This is a genomic window from Peribacillus sp. NPDC096448, assembly GCF_044762675.1.
In the GTDB taxonomy this organism is placed as follows: domain Bacteria; phylum Bacillota; class Bacilli; order Bacillales; family DSM-1321; genus Peribacillus; species Peribacillus frigoritolerans_B.
In genome coordinates this window covers 227,308-244,172 of sequence record NZ_JBIWEU010000002.1, presented here as the reverse complement: position 1 = coordinate 244,172, position 16,865 = coordinate 227,308, and the positions used below count along the sequence as shown (strand labels likewise).

Annotated in this window: 13 protein-coding genes and 1 pseudogene; 7 read left to right on the top strand and 7 right to left on the bottom strand. The window is 34.1% G+C overall.

The features are described 5' to 3' along the window. Positions 1-125: 125 nt before the first annotated feature. Positions 126-485, top strand: coding sequence for a DUF2690 domain-containing protein (locus ACIQ0C_RS05065; RefSeq protein WP_403057620.1), 360 nt, complete (start codon positions 126-128; stop codon positions 483-485). Positions 486-905: 420 nt separating this feature from the next. Here the strand turns inward: ACIQ0C_RS05065 and ACIQ0C_RS05060 are convergent, their stop codons facing one another. The 4 genes and pseudogenes from ACIQ0C_RS05060 to ACIQ0C_RS05045 form a co-directional block, all read right to left on the bottom strand. After that, positions 906-1,466 (bottom strand): HPP family protein, encoded by a 561-nt coding sequence (locus tag ACIQ0C_RS05060; RefSeq protein ID WP_403057617.1) that lies wholly within the window; start codon positions 1,464-1,466, stop codon positions 906-908. A gap of 175 nt (positions 1,467-1,641) precedes the next feature. Next, entirely contained in the window at positions 1,642-2,166 is a 525-nt protein-coding gene (locus ACIQ0C_RS05055) for a GNAT family N-acetyltransferase (protein ID WP_403057614.1), read from the bottom strand. Positions 2,167-2,338: 172 nt separating this feature from the next. Continuing rightward, positions 2,339-2,523 (bottom strand): annotated as a pseudogene (locus tag ACIQ0C_RS05050) (zinc-binding dehydrogenase); the annotation flags it as partial. 532 nt (positions 2,524-3,055) lie between these two features. Then, positions 3,056-3,394, bottom strand: a complete 339-nt coding sequence (locus tag ACIQ0C_RS05045) for a DUF1360 domain-containing protein (protein WP_403057611.1) — start codon at positions 3,392-3,394, stop codon at positions 3,056-3,058. A gap of 219 nt (positions 3,395-3,613) precedes the next feature. On the opposite strand from ACIQ0C_RS05045, the gene ACIQ0C_RS05040 reads away from it, so the two are divergent. Further along, positions 3,614-4,720: a BMQ_0737 family morphogenetic spore coat protein gene (locus ACIQ0C_RS05040; protein WP_403057608.1), complete on the top strand. Its 1,107-nt coding sequence runs from the start codon at positions 3,614-3,616 to the stop codon at positions 4,718-4,720. A 319-nt stretch (positions 4,721-5,039) separates the two neighbouring features. Then, the gene (locus ACIQ0C_RS05035; RefSeq protein WP_403057605.1) at positions 5,040-5,474 is read left to right on the top strand and encodes a M67 family metallopeptidase; all 435 of its coding nucleotides are present in this window, start codon (positions 5,040-5,042) and stop codon (positions 5,472-5,474) included. Positions 5,475-5,600: 126 nt separating this feature from the next. On the opposite strand, the gene ACIQ0C_RS05030 is transcribed toward ACIQ0C_RS05035, so the two are convergent. Beyond that, positions 5,601-6,359: a GT-D fold domain-containing protein gene (locus tag ACIQ0C_RS05030; RefSeq protein WP_403057602.1), complete on the bottom strand. Its 759-nt coding sequence runs from the start codon at positions 6,357-6,359 to the stop codon at positions 5,601-5,603. Positions 6,360-6,371: 12 nt separating this feature from the next. Next, a complete protein-coding gene (locus tag ACIQ0C_RS05025) occupies positions 6,372-7,613 on the bottom strand; it encodes a hypothetical protein (protein WP_403057599.1) in 1,242 nt (413 codons plus the stop codon). Between the two features lie 922 nt (positions 7,614-8,535). On the opposite strand from ACIQ0C_RS05025, the gene ACIQ0C_RS05020 reads away from it, so the two are divergent. The 4 genes from ACIQ0C_RS05020 to ACIQ0C_RS05005 all read left to right on the top strand — a co-directional run bounded on the left by ACIQ0C_RS05020 (position 8,536) and on the right by ACIQ0C_RS05005 (position 15,531). After that, positions 8,536-12,543 carry a hypothetical protein gene (locus ACIQ0C_RS05020; protein WP_403057596.1) on the top strand — a complete coding sequence of 1,336 codons (4,008 nt, stop codon included), beginning with the start codon at positions 8,536-8,538 and terminating at the stop codon, positions 12,541-12,543. 171 nt (positions 12,544-12,714) lie between these two features. After that, positions 12,715-13,599 carry a glycosyltransferase family 2 protein gene (locus tag ACIQ0C_RS05015; RefSeq protein WP_403058085.1) on the top strand — a complete coding sequence of 295 codons (885 nt, stop codon included), beginning with the start codon at positions 12,715-12,717 and terminating at the stop codon, positions 13,597-13,599. Positions 13,600-13,681: 82 nt separating this feature from the next. Next, on the top strand, positions 13,682-14,293 hold the full coding sequence (locus ACIQ0C_RS05010; RefSeq protein WP_403057593.1) for a class I SAM-dependent methyltransferase: 612 nt from the start codon (positions 13,682-13,684) through the stop codon (positions 14,291-14,293). A 410-nt stretch (positions 14,294-14,703) separates the two neighbouring features. After that, positions 14,704-15,531, top strand: a complete 828-nt coding sequence (locus ACIQ0C_RS05005) for a glycosyltransferase family 2 protein (RefSeq protein ID WP_403057589.1) — start codon at positions 14,704-14,706, stop codon at positions 15,529-15,531. Positions 15,532-15,546: 15 nt separating this feature from the next. Here ACIQ0C_RS05005 and ACIQ0C_RS05000 read toward each other — a convergent pair whose 3' ends face one another. After that, positions 15,547-16,830, bottom strand: coding sequence for a glycosyltransferase family 2 protein (locus ACIQ0C_RS05000; RefSeq protein ID WP_403057586.1), 1,284 nt, complete (start codon positions 16,828-16,830; stop codon positions 15,547-15,549). Between the last annotated feature and the right edge of the window lie 35 nt (positions 16,831-16,865).

Genomic DNA, 16,865 nt, shown 5'->3' with positions numbered 1-16,865 from the left:
ACATGGAAACACCAATTTTTGTATGTTAACGTCTAGAAGAAGGAAAGGGGAGAGTATATTATAAAAAAATTATTAAATATTGGCTTGGCAGTAACACTTGTTTTTGGACTGTTTTAACAGGCTGTGTGAATAAAAGTCCAATCACCTATGAAACAGAATATATTTATAAAAACGGTGTGAAAATTGGATATGTTCAGCTAAAAGGAAGTGCGTATTGTCATACGGCTTGGGGATACTTAAAGTTTTATTCGGCTGCTCCGTACGATTATTATGCAAATGTTTGGGTGGATAGTTTTAATGGCACGACCAAGAGAGCATTTACAAGTTGTGCTAGTTCCGGTGGTAACGGTTGGATAATGAAAGGTCAGACGTCCTGTTATACTGCACAATTATGGAATTTAGATCCATATAATGCTTTGGCCAAAGCAGGTATTTATTCTTCAAGTGGGGCTCTCATTATTTCTGCGAACACCGGTCGTTATTAATAGGTTATAAAAGGGGTCCTGACAGCAAAAAATGCGTCTATAACAGCGATTCCCTATTGCCTCATTTTATTGACAAAAGGCATTCGGAAAGAATTCATTCCGAATGCCTTTTATGAATTTAATTTAATGGATAATTTTTAGGTAACTACTTAGTTTGAACCAAGACAATTTCGTCAATAATCGGAATCTCTCTTATTAATAAAGATAAAAGATTTTCTTCGATTCACCTTTTTTACAGGGATTTTACCCCTGCCCATAAAGGCTTTAGCAAATCATTATCATACGCATTTTTATGTAAAAATATGTAAAATTAACTCTTTTAGTAAGAAAAAGCACCTCACGGCTTATTGAAGTGAGGCAGTTAGCTCAATAAGAGATGACCCATAAAACAGTCACATATAAAAGTATGTGATATAAATTTCATAACCAGTGTTTTGGATATTGTCTTGTTTGAAATAAATTATTATAAATCATCGATATAAAAACTAATAATAAGGTACCTATAATAATTGAAGTCAGGAATCCCCAACCAACTTGAGAATTGACAGAAACAAGGGCACTAGCTGCTGCAGGAGGATGAACAGTTTTTGTAAGAGTCATTATAATTAATACAATGGCCAATACTAGGCCGATAATGAATAAGCTTTTACCAAAGATGCTCCAAATGATAAGAGCTATCGTTGTGGAGATTATATGTCCTCCAATAACATTACGGGGTTGTGACAAGAGACTTTTATGGGCACCAAAAACAATGACACAGCTCGCCCCAAGAGGAGCTAATGCCATAGGATATCCTAAATAAACAGCTATAAAACTAATAATGATTATTGTAATGAGCCCACCTATAGCTGAAACAATTGAATCTATATAATCAATTCTGTCCTTTTCTCTAGCTTCGCCCTTCATTTTCTTTAAATATGCTGTTAAGCCTATGTTTTGTTGATTGCTCCAACTTTTTTCAACACTTTTTTCTAATTCCATAATTTATTTTTTCCTCACGTATTCTAAGTAAGTCGACAAGTCGACAGGGTTTTTATATATTGTTATCTTACAGGAAAACCATGAATTTTTAAATATATATCTGAATTTCCATTTTTGCATCTCAAAAACACCTATGTCTGTGAACCTATCATTTTCCTTGGCAAACCTTAAGGCTTTACCGTAAAAGAGAGTATAGATAAGTATCAAATGAAACATCATTTTGGTACAAATAATTTCTCAATATCCCTTCTTTTTTGAAACCTAAATTTGTCAACAACTTATTGGATGCTTTATTTTCGATAAAAACAATTGCTCCAATGCGCGTTAATTCAAGCTCTTTAAAACCATAAGAAATCACCTTACTGACAGCTTCTGTTGCATAACCGTTACCCCAATATTTTGGGAAAAGCGCATAGCTCAGTTCTGCTCTTTTATGTTCTTGAGACCATTCTTGAAATCCAATCGTTCCAATAATGCCATCCTTCCCTTTCAATTCAATTCCCCATTTGATTCCATGTCGTACTTCGAAATTCTTTGAAAACTTCTTAATCAATTTCTTCACCTGATCTGTATTTGTTAATGGGGTTTGCCCATAATATCTTAATACATCTGGATTGGAAAAACATTTTAATATATCTGCTGCATCACCTTCAGCCATTTCTCTCAGGACCAACCGTTTTGTTTCTAAAATCGGAAACATTTTTCCACTCCCTTTGCTATAACTAGATCTATTTCGTTCCAAAAACGCACCTCAATAACAACCTTACGAAATGCCTCTTGCATTTTTAAAAAAGGTCAACCAGTATACCTGCTGACTTTATAATTAAGAACGCACCCCTTAGCTTTATAAGTGCTTGGTTGTTTCAGCAGGATTATCTATTATATTCCATAGTTATTACGCATTTCCCTTCTTGCGTCCTTTCTCTACATACCTATTGGCTTGAACTGATTCTTCAAACGCATAACAACTGTCAATGACCACTTTTAACTTCCCTGCTTCAACAAGTTCCTTGAGGAAGTTTAGAGCTTCGGGGGTTTCAGGTGAGCTTAGAATCAAGTGGCGGTAAGTACCTTCCTGAGAATTCCCTGTACTTGATCCCATTTAATATTAATCTATCTTCATCTTTTGTATGGCGAGTTCAAGCATGTTTTACAGGAGATACTGTGTTCCAAGAACAGTTTTTATCCTTGTTTTCAGCGGGGCAAACTGGCTAAAGATTTCTTCGGCATCTTATGCCTAATAATCGGCTTACCTGCATGATTTCGGCCGACAACTTTTTTTATTGAAGTTTTACTCCAATTTATATTTCCATTTCAATTCCATTATTATAAGAAAAAATCCATTCGTATCGAATGGATTTTAATCAATCGTGCTTCCCTGATGCTTAACAATAAAAATTAATGCCTCTCTTGTACTTGCTATCAATCTACAACAGCGTTTTAGGTTGATTTTGATCTAAAACCCAAAAATATATAAGCCTCTCTGTCCATTAAGCACTTATATGATGTTCAGCATATAATATTAGTCTGAATATCAATACATAAAGTTCATTATGCTTTTAATTGTCTTCCCCTACACGATTATACTTTCATGATTTAGATTCAATAAAAGCGGCAGCTCCCGCAACAGCAAAGACCAATAGGAGTGGAAAAGCGGCAGGTAAATAATAATAAATAATTACTGTAATGAGGGAACACCAAAACCCCACACACCAATAACAACTTAAAAGCGAACCTATGAAATAACGAAGTCCTGATCCTTTTATTTCAATGATTTCCTCCAGTTGTCCAGAGGCATTTTCTTGGATGGTGGCAGTCAAGAAAGGTTTTCTGATGAATGAAGTGATATCGTCAAATACAATTAAATGAGTTAACCGGAAGGTAGCCAATATTAAAATAAAAAAATCAAGCCATTCAATAGCCAACACCTATTCACCTCCTAATCTTTCTTTTAAGATTTTATGATTTGAATTTTGATTATATAAATATACATTTATAAATTCATAATATTTTATTAGCCCATTTTCTAATAAAAATGTACCCATAAAAAGATATCCCCATAGTATGTTAATGTGTTCAAAACCTGATACTGAAGGGAAAGATGTTTGATGAAAAAAAGGAACGTCAAATCTATTCAGGGCCGACAAGTGGTACCGAACCCCATCGGACCTGAATGTATTCGAGTTACAAAAGTATATGACTGGGTTGTTCTAACAAATCGTGACCGCAATAAAGTTCAAATACCTGAGGAATGCTTCGCAGCAATTGAAGATGCACGTCATGATGGTAACACCATAACAGCTACTTGTTCGGAAGTAGTTGGTACACGAAGCTGTGATTTTATCGGAGCCATTCCAGCTAACATTCCTAGTGTTCCAGGGGCCCAAATTGTCTCCCTTGCCTTCCATGTCCATATCCGCGTTCAATTCTTTTGCAATGGAGAACCACTTCCAGGGTGTAATTTCGTAGTACCTGTTAGTTTCATGGATGAAGTAATCCTATGTTTCCCAGAAGGAACAGAAATCAACTGTAATATTTTCGATGTTCAATGTACAGTTGTTTTAAATCAAATGCTTGGTGATATGGTTGTACTTGATGTGACCATGTGTAAAGATGTTCAAGTCGAGGCTGAGGTTAAGCTAGAAGTCGAGGCTAAGTTCTGTGGACCACGTCCTGTCATTCCAATTGAAGAAGATGGGTTCGTGTGCCCAACACCAAGATTCCCTCAACAATGCCCAACCTTCTTCCCTACATTGAACTGCGACTGCCAAGGTTCAGCAGACTTTACTGGCGAAGCATCCATCCTTGTATTTGAGGACGGTCTAGGCGGTCCAACAACAGGAAACCTAGATTTGACTGCCCTAGTTTGTGACCAATGTACCCTTTCTGGTAGCAGGATTCAAGTTACCTACATCGATACATTAGGACCTACTCCAATTGGAACACCAGATGCTGATATTGACCAAAGCTTCACGTTTACAGCCAATGACTTTAACCAGCCTGAATGTGTTACAGATCCTGTTACTGGATTAGTAACTGGTCTTACTGCAACTGGCACCGGTGTTATAACACCAGCCGGAGGTGTACCAGAAAACGCGACATTCATAGTAACTCTAACTGATGCTGATCCTTCAGGAGATGCTGCTACACTTGGAATAACTGGCGCAACTACAAGCGTTACAATTGCTCTGACAGAATTAGCTAACCCTGGATTAGAGGTTGAAGTAGGAGATTGCGAGCGTTTCCCAGTATAATATAAAAAATCGGGGGGATATTATCCTCCCGCTTTTTTTGTTTTGAAGTTTGGAAAAGTAGCAGCATCATTAACTGCATTAATTAGTAAATGTATCCACATTTTAGGCGACCCATTTATTAATTAATAGGTTACATAAAGATTCATGTTTTCATATTTATAGAGCATACCTATAAAAGGAGAGAAAAAAATGGCATCTGATAAGCTAAGACGTAAAGTAAGAAGAAAATTAGGAATGCCTAACCCGCAGCCCGCCCAACAACATCAACAAATCACTCCCTCTGCCCTCCAGGTTCGGCCAGTACGAGCAAAAGGTTGCTGTGGAAAAAACAAATGATCCAGGTTTAACATTCGGTACTTTTTACATGACCAATCATGTTAGGCAAAAAATGATTTCTTATTGCAAACGAGAGCTTCCTATTGAAGCATGTGGACTGCTTTCAGGAGAAAATGGGATTGCAGAAACAATTTGGCCAATGGAAAATGTCAATAGGAGCTCCTTTTCCTACTCGATGGATTTAGATCAAATTCGTCATGTATTTGAACTTATCGATAGGAGGAATGAAGACTTTATTGGCATCTACCATTCCCACCCAACAGATGGTGCTTATCCGTCAGAAGGAGATATTACCTTAAATAACTACCCAGAGGTAAGTCACCTTATTATTTCGTTTGCAAACTCGACCCCTGAATTAAAATGTTTCCAATTAACAGGAAAAAAAGTCTTTCCGATGCAATTAAAATTCGTAAACTGAATTTAGTAAATAAAATACTCGCACCTCTTCCTTATGAATTCAAGGTTGAATCTGCGAGTATTATTTTTTTCTTTATTTCCCTATTTTATTTCCCTATAATGATTAAATTAGTTTTTGTATCCCTATTTAGGAAAACTGATCATTATACTTTTTTACTAGGTCGGAAAGTTTGTATTCTTTTCCATCAATAATCATATCAAGGGCATGACCGAAATCGATGGCAACTTTCTGGGTCAATTTTGCAATTCTTGGAGCTAAAATGGTTGCCGGGATCCCGGCGGAAATTAACGCTATTTCCCATTCCTGATCAGACTGTAGCTCATTTTGTACTCTATTTAACTCTTCATACCCATTTAAATCTATACTGCCAGTAATTTGTTCGCCTTGTTCTTTAAAAACGATTTCTGCTTCTTTTGAACGGCGTCCAACAAGTAAAACCTTCTTATTACTCAGACAGGGCAATGATGTCCCCTCGTCCAAGAAGCTCTGCATGATCCAAGCACAACAAGCTTTCGAAGGCATGAACTTCAGTTGTTCAAGTACAGTTCGGGTTTGTTTTGCCCGAGGATCCAGCCGCCAAGGAGCTATCAAACCAGCAATATCAGTATCGCGCAATGACTTGACCAATTCCCTCCTAATTATCTCTGGTGCATTGGATACTCCCGCATAAGATACATAGCGTTTGAATTCCTGTACAAATAATCCATTGGCTGGATAGCTTAAATAGCTTATTTCACCGATTCCAAAACGAGCAAGAGAAAAGCCTTTATTCTGTTTTATCGCTTGGTCCAATAATTCTATCACTTTCTTATTATCTAATAAGGATTTCTCATAGTGATAATTCCCATCAACCACCCCACTTCCACCCCCGGTATGCTCTGCCATTAAACCTTTACCTTATTGTTTCTTCGTTAATAATAAGGAAATTTGATTGCTTGAACTGATTTCCAGATCTTGTTCTTTAAAAAACACAAAAGCCTCTACACGAATATTGCTGTTTTCTTCAGGTTGAAGGACGCTTATTTGTAAGTTAGTTAAAGATTCTGTTTGCCTAGGGTTTATATTTTTAGATTGAATTGGACATATCCAGGTTTCACCCCTCTCCATTTCCTCAAACCATTCATCATTCATATATTTCCACCCTTTTGTTTCTTCATTTTTCATTACCCCTAAAGTTTCGGCAACATTGGGAGGCAATATTTGCCCAGATATTTTTATACTTTCTGAAGGGCTGGAACGCAAGCAGATAACTGGATTCCGCAAAATTTCCGTACCTATATTTTTAATATGAAGATTTCCAATAAGCTTGATTTTGTTACGTTCTTCAAGTTCTTCAATAAAAATATGATAATCTAAAAACACTTCCGCTTCTTTTCTTTCAGTAATAGTTGGTTTCTTTAATAAAAACTTTTTCTTTTCTGGTAACCTTTTTTCTTTTTGCATGGCAGGCTCTAAATTTATCTCAGTATTTTCAGAATGAACAAACATGTTTGAGAAAATTTCAATTGGAACTAATGACAAAACAGATAAAGGCGAACTTTCGTGAAATCTAGCCAATATTCCTATTGTTATGGACATCGCATATTTCTCACCAAGTTTTTCCCAAAAATCTTCACCCGTAATAACAGGATACATAATCTGTATATTAATAAAAGGGTTATTTGCGCTTCTGACTACCTCATTAGATTTAAATTTTGTTCCAGTTCTTGTACATTCATAATGAAAAATATCCAATAACTTTTTATTAGCTGATTTCGAATTATGGATTAATTCAAGAATGGGCTCTTTTATTCCTGGAATTTCAAAGAGTGAAAAGTATACATGAAAATCAGCCCTTTCTGATTCCTTCGTTTCATCTATAAGTATCACCTTTGCCCCACATGCAGATAGGAAAGTTTGAATATACTCCAGCACCTTCCTTTCTAGAAGGTGCTTTCTAAAGGTGTTATATTTAACATCATAGTCGGAAGAAATGACAATTCTTTTACCATGCAATGCAGAACTTAAGTGTACCTTCTTATTTTCAGTATCTGGCTGCACATCAAAACCTAATTCCCTGAAAAGATAAGTAAATGCCGGGAGAGACTCATAGGGGATGGCTCCTGCCCTCTTATCTCCAACTTCTACTTTAATATCCATTTATGTATCCCCCTTTATGTTAATCCTGTTAACAGATTTACTATTCAAAAGGATTAAATACTACCGTACGGCTCTTTTCTCACAACCCTTATACCACCCAATATTTATAATATGTAAGAGTAATGAAGAAATGATAAAGAATACACTTAGCAGACTCTAATTGCTTGTGTAAGTTTGTATATACAATATTAAAAGGAAATGCAGTGCCTCCATCCATGTAAATTCTTAAGGATTTTATGAGGGAATCAAAAAGGGGATAAATATAATCACCAATTTGAAATACGGTACATATAACTATTATGGAATCATTTACAAAGGGATCAGTATTTGATTAAAACCAGTCACATGAATATTGAAAAATTGAAATCAAAGATTTTTTGGTCAAGATAATCATTTTATGAGGAGGAATTTTCTTTTGTCTACCTTACCCCTTCAATGATATGGATGTCGCTGTGTTCCTAATCTTGAAGCAATACAACACTCTCACGAACGGTACTCCACACCCATAAAAATCTTGATAAACATCTCCGCATAGGAACTTCTTGGTCATTTACAGTCGCTCAATCTCATCCTGTCTAATTGATTCCTTATTAGTAATGGCCGGAGATTGCCGCCTGTCACACGTGATCAAAAATAAGGAGTGGTTATTTTGTACACAGATGATGAAAAAGGCAATGAAATACAAAAAAGTAAATTGAATAAAATAACTCCAGTTCAACTTCAGCAAATGATCATACATCTTAGATCTGAACTTTCCCTATACAAATCAAAAGTCAATGAATACGAAGTCGATTATAGTAAAAAGAAAATAAGAAAATTAATTAAACACAATGAAGAAATGATAAATGAACAAAGAACATATCAAGATCTAATCAATCGGAAGGAACATGAAAGGAAGAATGCCGAAACCAAAGTTCAGAAATTGGAAGAAGAAATTAAGAAATATAAGGCCGAACTACAGTACTTTAAAGAAACCAAAACAAACGACGAAAAGAAAAAAAATGACATAAAAACTCTTGGAGATAAGAATAAATTATTACAAAGTGAAATTGCTTCCCTTCAAAAGAAAGTTCAAGAATATGAGTCTGCTCAAAAACAAAATGTTAAAAATGAGGAATTTAAAAGCCATGATGGTTTTCAAAAAATGGCGGATGGGCTTACAGAGGTGAAATCACTTCTTGCTCCAGTAAATAAAAAAATAACTAATTTAGATGTACAAAGCATAAATTTAGAAATTGAGAAATTAGTTGAAAAAGTTATGTTTTATTTTCACGAGCAAAATATTTTCAAAAATGAAATTCAAGAGTTAAAAGGAACCATTAATTCTCTCAACGAAAAAGAAATGAATTATAAAAATGAAATGAATCAGCTTACTAAAACCATTGATCTTTTATCCGATCAAGAAAAGCAATATAAAGTGAAGATTAATAATTTTGAAAAAGCACTTTCAGATAAGGAAGAGCAACATAAAAAAGATATAAAAAAATATAAACATGAAATTGATAATTACATTTCAAAGATTGGCCACCTTTCCGAACAGGAAAGTCAATATAAGGCGGACATTGAAAGTTTAGAAAAAGCCATGATCGAGCTTTCCGAAAAGGAAGAGCAGCAGAAACAAGTTATCGAAAACTTTAAACAGGAAATGGAAAATTATACTCAAACTATCGGCCACCTATCCGAACAGGAAAATCAATATAAGGTGGACATTGCAAATTTAAACCAGATGATTTCCGATCTAAAGGAAAAAGAGAAATACTATCAACATGAAATCGATCAGTTAAATCAAACGATTAGCGTTGTATCCCAACAAAAAAATAAATATATTGCGGAGATTGAAAATTCAGAAAAATCCATAATCGAACTTTCCGAAAAGGAAGAGCAGCAGAAACAAGTTATCGAAAACTTTAAACAGGAAATTGAAAGTTATACTCAAATGCTCGGCCAACTATCGGAACAGGAAAGTCAATTTAAGGCGGACATTGCAAAGTCAAACCAGATGATTACCGATCTAAAGGAAAAAGAAAACTACCATCAACAAGAAATCAATCAGTTAAATCAAACGATTAGCGTTGTATCCCAACAAGAAAATAAATATAAAGCTGAGATTGAAAATTTAGAGAAATCTATGATCGAACTTTCCGAAAAGGAAGAGCAGCAGAAACAAGTTATCGAAAACTTTAAACAGGAAATTGATAATTACATTTCAAAGATTGGACACCTATCCGAACAGGAAAGTCAATATAAGGCGGACATTGCAAATTTAAACCAGATGATTATGGATCTAAAGGAAAAAGAAAACTACCATCAACAAGAAATCAATCATTTAAATCAAACGATTAGCGTTGTATCCCAACAAGAAAATAAATATATAGTAGAGATTGAAAATTTAGAAAAAGCCATGATCGAACTTTCCGAAAAGGAAAATCATCATAAACAAATTATCGAAAGCTTTAAACATAAAATTGAAAATTATAATCAAATAATCGGCCACCTATCCGAACAGGAAAGACAATATAAAGTGAACATTGCGAATTTGGAACAGATGATTACCGATCTAAGGGAAAAAGAGAACTACCATCAGCAAGAAATCGATCAGTTAAATCAAACGATTGCCGTTGTATCCCAACAAGAAAATAAATATAAAGCTGAGATTGAAAATTTAGAGAAATCTATGATCGAACTTTCCGAAAAGGAAAAGCAGCAGAAACAAGTTATCGAAAATTTTAAACAGGAAAATAAAAATTATACTCAAATGATCGGCCAGCTATCGGAACAGCAAAGTCAATATAAGGTGGAAATTGCAAATTTAGAACTGATGATTATAGATTTAAAGGAAAAAGAGAACTACCATCAACAAGAAATCGATCAGTTAAATCGATCGATTAGCGTTGTACCCCAACAAGAAAATAAATATAAAGTCGAGATTGAAAGCTTAGAAAAAGCCATGATCGAACTTTCCGAAAAGGAAAATCATCATATACAAGTTATCGAAAACTTTAAACAGGAAATGGAAAAATATAATCAAACAATCGACCACCTATCCGAACAGGAAAGTCATTACAAAGTGAACATTGAGAATTTGGAACAGATGATTTCCGACCTAAAGGATAAAGAGAACTACCATCAACAAGAAATCGATCAGTTAAATCAAACGATTGCCGTTGTATCCCAACAGGAAAATAAATATAAAGTCGAGATTGAAAGTTTAGAAAAAGCCATGATCGAACTTTCCGAAAAGGAAGAAAAACAGAAACAAGTTATCGACAAATTTAAACAGGAAATTGAAAATTATACTCAAATGATCGGCCAACTATCGGAACAGGAAAGTCAATATAAGGTGGAAATTGCAAATTTAGAACAGATGATTATAGATTTAAAGGAAAAAGAGAACTACCATCAACAAGAAATCGATCAGCTAAATCAAACGATTAGTTTTGTATCCCAACAAGAAAATAAATATAAATTGGAGATTGAAAAATTAGAAAAAGCCATGATTGAACTTTCCGAAAAGGAAAATCATCATATACAAGTTATCGACAAATTTAAACAGGAAATTGAAAATTATACCCAAACCATCGACCACCTATCCGAACAGGAAAATAAATATAAAGCCGAGATTGAAAACCTAGGGCAAATGATTATTGATTTTAAAGAAAATGAAGATAACCATCAACAAGAAATCGAACAATTAAATCAATCGATTGCTCTTTTTTCAGGGCAAGAAAATAAATATAAAGCCGAGATTGAAAACCTGGAGCAAATGCTTATTAATTTCAAGAAAAATGAAGATAACCATCAGCAAGAAATCGATCAGTTAAATCAAACGATTGCTCTTGTTTCGGAGCAAGAAAATAAATATAAAGCCGAGATTGAATATTTAGAACAGACGATTATCAATTTAAAGGAAAATCAAAGTCAACAACAACAAGAAATCGATCAGTTAAATCAATCGATTGCTCTTGATTCGGAGCAAGAAAATAAATATAAAACTGAGATTGATAATTTAGAAAAGACGATTATCAATCTAAAGGAAAATGAAAATCAACGTCAACAGGAAATCGATCAGTTAAATCAAACGATCGCTTTTGTTTCGGAGCAAGAAAATAGATATAAAGCAGAGATTGAAAACCTAGAGCAAATGATTATTAATTTTAAGGAAAATGAAAGTCAACATCAACAAGAAATCGATCAGTTAAATCAATCGATTGCCCTTGTTTCAGAGCAAGAAAATAAATATAAAGTGGAGATTGATAATTTAGAAAAGACGATTATCAATTTAAAGGAAAATGAAAGTCACCATCAACAGGAAATTAAGGACTTAACCGAATCCATAACAGATTTAACAGATAAAGAAATTAATTATTTACAAAAAATAGAAACCATAAATAAAACAGTAAATGATCAAAAAGAAAAAGAAAAACATTATAAAGATGAATTAGCAATATATATTAAAGAAAAAGAAAAAAGTCATAAGCAAGCAACAGGAAAAATGGAAAAACCTTTTAATAATAATGGAGTACAACAACAAGCTGGAAATACTCGTGTTAATATGGGAAATTTCAATTCGCCAAATAACAAAGAAATAATTAATCAACCAAGTGCGTTTCGATTCTCGAAAGAAACAAACCAACAAAAAAATACAACCCAAAATTTTAATATGCAAACATCACATTGTCAAACACACTTTACCCTAAGTAAACCGAGTTACACAGAAATTGATAGAACACAACAAAATTATAATTCCGGGATCATGTCATCGTATCAGAAAAAAGATTACAAAGATTACCAAGATACTAAATTTAAAAACACTAATGCAGATTCATTTTCATTAGATATGTTTTATAAAAACCATCCTTTATATAATTTACATTCTGGAGCGCAAAAAACAGCGATAGATCCCTTTAAGAATTTTAGAAAGCATCAATAATAACCTTTAGTTAGAGTATATATACCTCACTTTAACTCATTGAACTACAAACTGAAACTTAATTACCACTTTCAACCGATGATCAAGGATTGTGATAATCCCCCATTAAAATCAATATCACAGTCCTTGCATTTTTCTTAATAATGAAAAATCGTTACAAAAGGAGAGATAATTGAAGTGAAAACTCATCCTTTAATTTCAGTAATTTTTCCAGCCAAAAATGAAGGGGAAAATGTGAAAAACACTCTCGATTCATTATTTTCTGTTGATACAAATTATTCCTTCGAAGTGATTATTATAAACGATGGATCATCAGATGATTGCTGCGATTTTCTTAAAACGTATAATCACGCAAACCAGGTTAAACTTTTTGAAACAGATGGCATAGGAGCTGCAAACGCACGAAATTTAGGAGCAACGAAAGCTTCTGGAGAATTCCTGATTTTTTGCGATGCCCATTTACAGTTTGAAAATTTGTGGATCGATCATATTATAGAGCCCCTGCTTACAGGAAAATCTGATGCAGTAACCCCAGCAATCGCTTCGTTTGGCAATTCCGATTTCATTGGCTATGGTCAGACCTTAAAGTCAAACCTTAGAATCAAATGGAACTCTAAACAAAATGGCCTCTTTGAAACTGCCGTATTACCCGGAGGATGTTTTATTATCCCAAAAAGAGTGTTTGAAGATGTGGGCGGATTTGAAACGGGATTTAAAACTTGGGGACATGAAGATGTAGAGCTTTCTATTAAGCTATGGCTGTTTGGATTTCGCTGCCACGCGCTGCCTGATGTAAAAATAATCCATTTATTCAGAAAAACTCATCCCTATGAAGTTAGCTATGATGAAGTTTACTATAATTTATTAAGGATGGCATACTCACATTTTAATACTCATCGCATACAAAAGTGCAAAAAACTTATGATCCATGTAAAAGCAAACCCTATTGAATCCCAAGTGCTCCTCGATGGAGTTAAAAAGCAGAGACGGGCTTACTTTCAAAAACGAAAATATGATGATGATTGGTACTTTGCCAAATTCAATATAGATTTCTAGATTTTACAGATCGTCCTTTCAAGTCATGTCGTTTTTTTAATTCCTTTCTAAATTAACAAAATGATGAAAGGTGAGAATGTAAATGAAAGAGCTATTTACAAATATTTATAAGAAAAACAGGTGGAGAAATTCTGAGTCTGTATCTGGTACGGGTTCAACACTTACTCAAACCAAAACACTCATTCAGGAATTACCAAGCATAATAAAACAACTTCAGATAAAAAAAATGATAGATGCACCGTGTGGTGATTTTAATTGGATGAAAGAAGTATACAAAAATACGGAATTATATATTGGGATTGATATCGTCGATGAGATAATAAAAAGAAATAAAAAAAAATACCCATTAAACAATGTACAGTTTTTTCATATGGACATTACAAAAGATCGTCTACCTACAGGTGATTTAATCCTTTGTAGAGATTGTCTCGTACATTTTAGCTTTTCTGATATTCATTTAGCTTTAAACAATTTTAAAGCTAGCCAATCGAGGTATTTATTAACGACTACATTTACAAACCATTCGTGTAATCATGAAATAAGAACAGGGAGCTGGCGTCCTCTTAACCTAGAGATTGAGCCATTCAACTTTCCAAAACCCACCTTGGTTATTAATGAGAATTGTACGGAAGGAGAAATGAATTTTACTGATAAATCACTAGCTTTATGGGATATGAATCTAATCAATTCATAAAATAGATGAATGAGGCAAATAAAAATGATTTTCCTATGGAGGCTCGCATTTCAGGGCTATAGTTAACTAAAGCTTGTTCCTATGTTTGTTGGTATCATGAAGCACCCTAATTAAAATGAATATAAAGTTATTATCAAATAATACAATTAACAATTCTTTTCTAATTTATCCAGAAGTATGTTGCAGTAAAAACAATGGTAGTATAAATGGTGAATTTAACAAGAATAATTGACCATGTCCAAAATTATCGCTCTAATTAATCTTTCCTCATAAATTTCAGACCTTGCTATATTTCTTTCGACCATTGGTATACAACAAATAACGCTAGTTTGAAGTTTTTATCATCTTAATTACATCTAGCCCTTTGTTAACATAGCCTTTATGAGGGCTGCTAGGTAGGAGGAGAAAAATTGAAGAGCAATAAATATCCACCTGATATATCACCACTGACCTCCATTATCATTCTTACTCGAAATGGCCTTACTTTTACAAAGGAATGCATATCGAGCATATTTCGCCACACCAGGGAAAACTTTGAATTGATCTTAGTTGACAATGGATCTACGGATGGCACACTTGAATTTCTAAAAATCCTCCCTAACACCAGGATAATTGCAAATAAAAAAAATAAAGGATTTTCCGGCGGATGCAATCAGGGCATTACTATTGCAAGAGGAGAAAATATTGTCCTTTTAAACAATGATACTGTTGTTACAAACGAATGGTTATGCCGGCTTCTATGGCAACTTAATAAAAATCCTTCCATTGGCATCGTTGGGCCCAGATCAAATAATGTCGTTTCACATCAAGCAATTACCCCAACTCCCTACAAGAATATGGATCAAATGCAAAAATTCGCTAATGAATGGACACAAAAGCATGATCAGCAAGGCTATGAAGTGGATTACTTAAGCGGCCTTTGTATGATTTTTAAAAGAAGTTTGATTGATATGATCGGGGGTCTTGATGAACGCTTTTCCCCAGGGTATTTTGAAGATGCAGATTTCAGTATAAGAGCTCAAATTTCCAATAAAGAGCTATGGGTAGCAAATGATGTTTTTATACATCATTATGGCAGTAGTAGCTTTAGGTTAAATAGAGCATTGCAGAATAAAGTCATCCTAGAAAGCCAAAAAAAGTTCTTTCTTAAATGGAAGATGAGTGACCTTAAAGAGATTAAAGAAACTGTGGAACGCGAAAAGCCTTTCGATCGGGAGCAACATTATATTCCCTTATGAAAGGCCTTTTTATTTTCAAAAAAGAATCTTCCACTCAAAAGGCTCCCCTTTTTTAAATTTAGATAACACCGAATGGTCCATTTTAACTGGATTCGTAACAGGAAGCTTCAGTTTCATCGCTACCTGTTTTTCTATAGGATGTAAACAATTCTTCAGGCTAATGTAATAGTTTTCATGCTTAAATAGGGTGCCATCTGGCAAAACAGGGGTGCTTACGGATAATTCCTCAATCGGCAAACCATCTGGTAATTGGGCTAATAAATGTTCTTCAACGGATATTATCTTATCCCACCTAAAATTAAAATCACTGAATGCTTTTTCATTTTTAATGAGGTGCTTATAATTATTTTGAAGATAATATACTGCTGGGTGATTTTGCGCCTTCACGAGCCTTTGATTCGGAATAAGCAAAAAGTTTATAAATACCTGACTGTCGACTGGTGTCCCCTCTTTATATTTGAAAAGAAATGGATCCGGAATCTTCACAATCATACCATGATCAAATTTTAATTTTGTGAACACTTCTTGGGAAATCTTTCTCCGTACTTGATTTTCAATAATATAAGTCTCTGAGGATGGCCCTCTCACAAGAGTTCCGTTTGGTATGCTCTTTGGCAAATGAGTATATAGCCTCTGGAATGATTTATCATCTTTAATCGCAATATCTAAAATTTCTGGAATAGGATGAAAAGGCTTATATTTAGTTAAACGACTCCAAAAAGCTGCATCGCCATTATACCAGTATACTTGATCATCATTCCAGTAGCTTCCAAAGTCCTTAAAAATTCTTTCTGCAAGATTCCGAGTATGCATGATCGAACAATGATCAACAAACCCCACAGGGTTCTTTAATACTCCATATGTTTTTCGTACTGTTTCCTTTTCAACTCTTCCATATTCGTTTATGGTTTTCACCAATTGCTGTGAATATACGATTTCTATAGAAGAATTTTGATTCAGTACTTTTACCATCGTTTCAAAGCGTGAAGGTAAAAATGAATTGTCATCCGTTAGATAAGTAAGATACTTTCCTCTTGTCTTAGGAATGGCTTCATTAATTAATGTTGCATACCTAGTTGTTTTATATCTATCACCATCTTGAATGTTACTGTTAAAATAATGTATTCTTGGCTTATTTATATATTGCTTAATGATTTTTACTGTTTCTTCATTGGAGTTATCGTCCATAATGAAAAGTTCCCAATTCTGATAAGTTTGATTGAAAACACTTTCTATGGCTTTCCCAATTGTATAGGGTTTGTTATAACTAGTTAAAATGATTGATATTAGGGGAGTCATATGATTTCCTCCATTTATAATTAATGGATTTGGAT

Coding starts and splice junctions, on each gene's coding strand:
- ACIQ0C_RS05060 (WP_403057617.1), bottom strand. CDS start 1,466: ATGGAATTAGAAAAAAGTGTTGAAAAAAGTTGGAGCAATCAACAAAAC.
- ACIQ0C_RS05055 (WP_403057614.1), bottom strand. CDS start 2,166: ATGTTTCCGATTTTAGAAACAAAACGGTTGGTCCTGAGAGAAATGGCT.
- ACIQ0C_RS05030 (WP_403057602.1), bottom strand. CDS start 6,359: ATGGCAGAGCATACCGGGGGTGGAAGTGGGGTGGTTGATGGGAATTAT.
- ACIQ0C_RS05025 (WP_403057599.1), bottom strand. CDS start 7,613: ATGGATATTAAAGTAGAAGTTGGAGATAAGAGGGCAGGAGCCATCCCC.
- ACIQ0C_RS05010 (WP_403057593.1), top strand. CDS start 13,682: ATGAAAGAGCTATTTACAAATATTTATAAGAAAAACAGGTGGAGAAAT.
- ACIQ0C_RS05000 (WP_403057586.1), bottom strand. CDS start 16,830: ATGACTCCCCTAATATCAATCATTTTAACTAGTTATAACAAACCCTAT.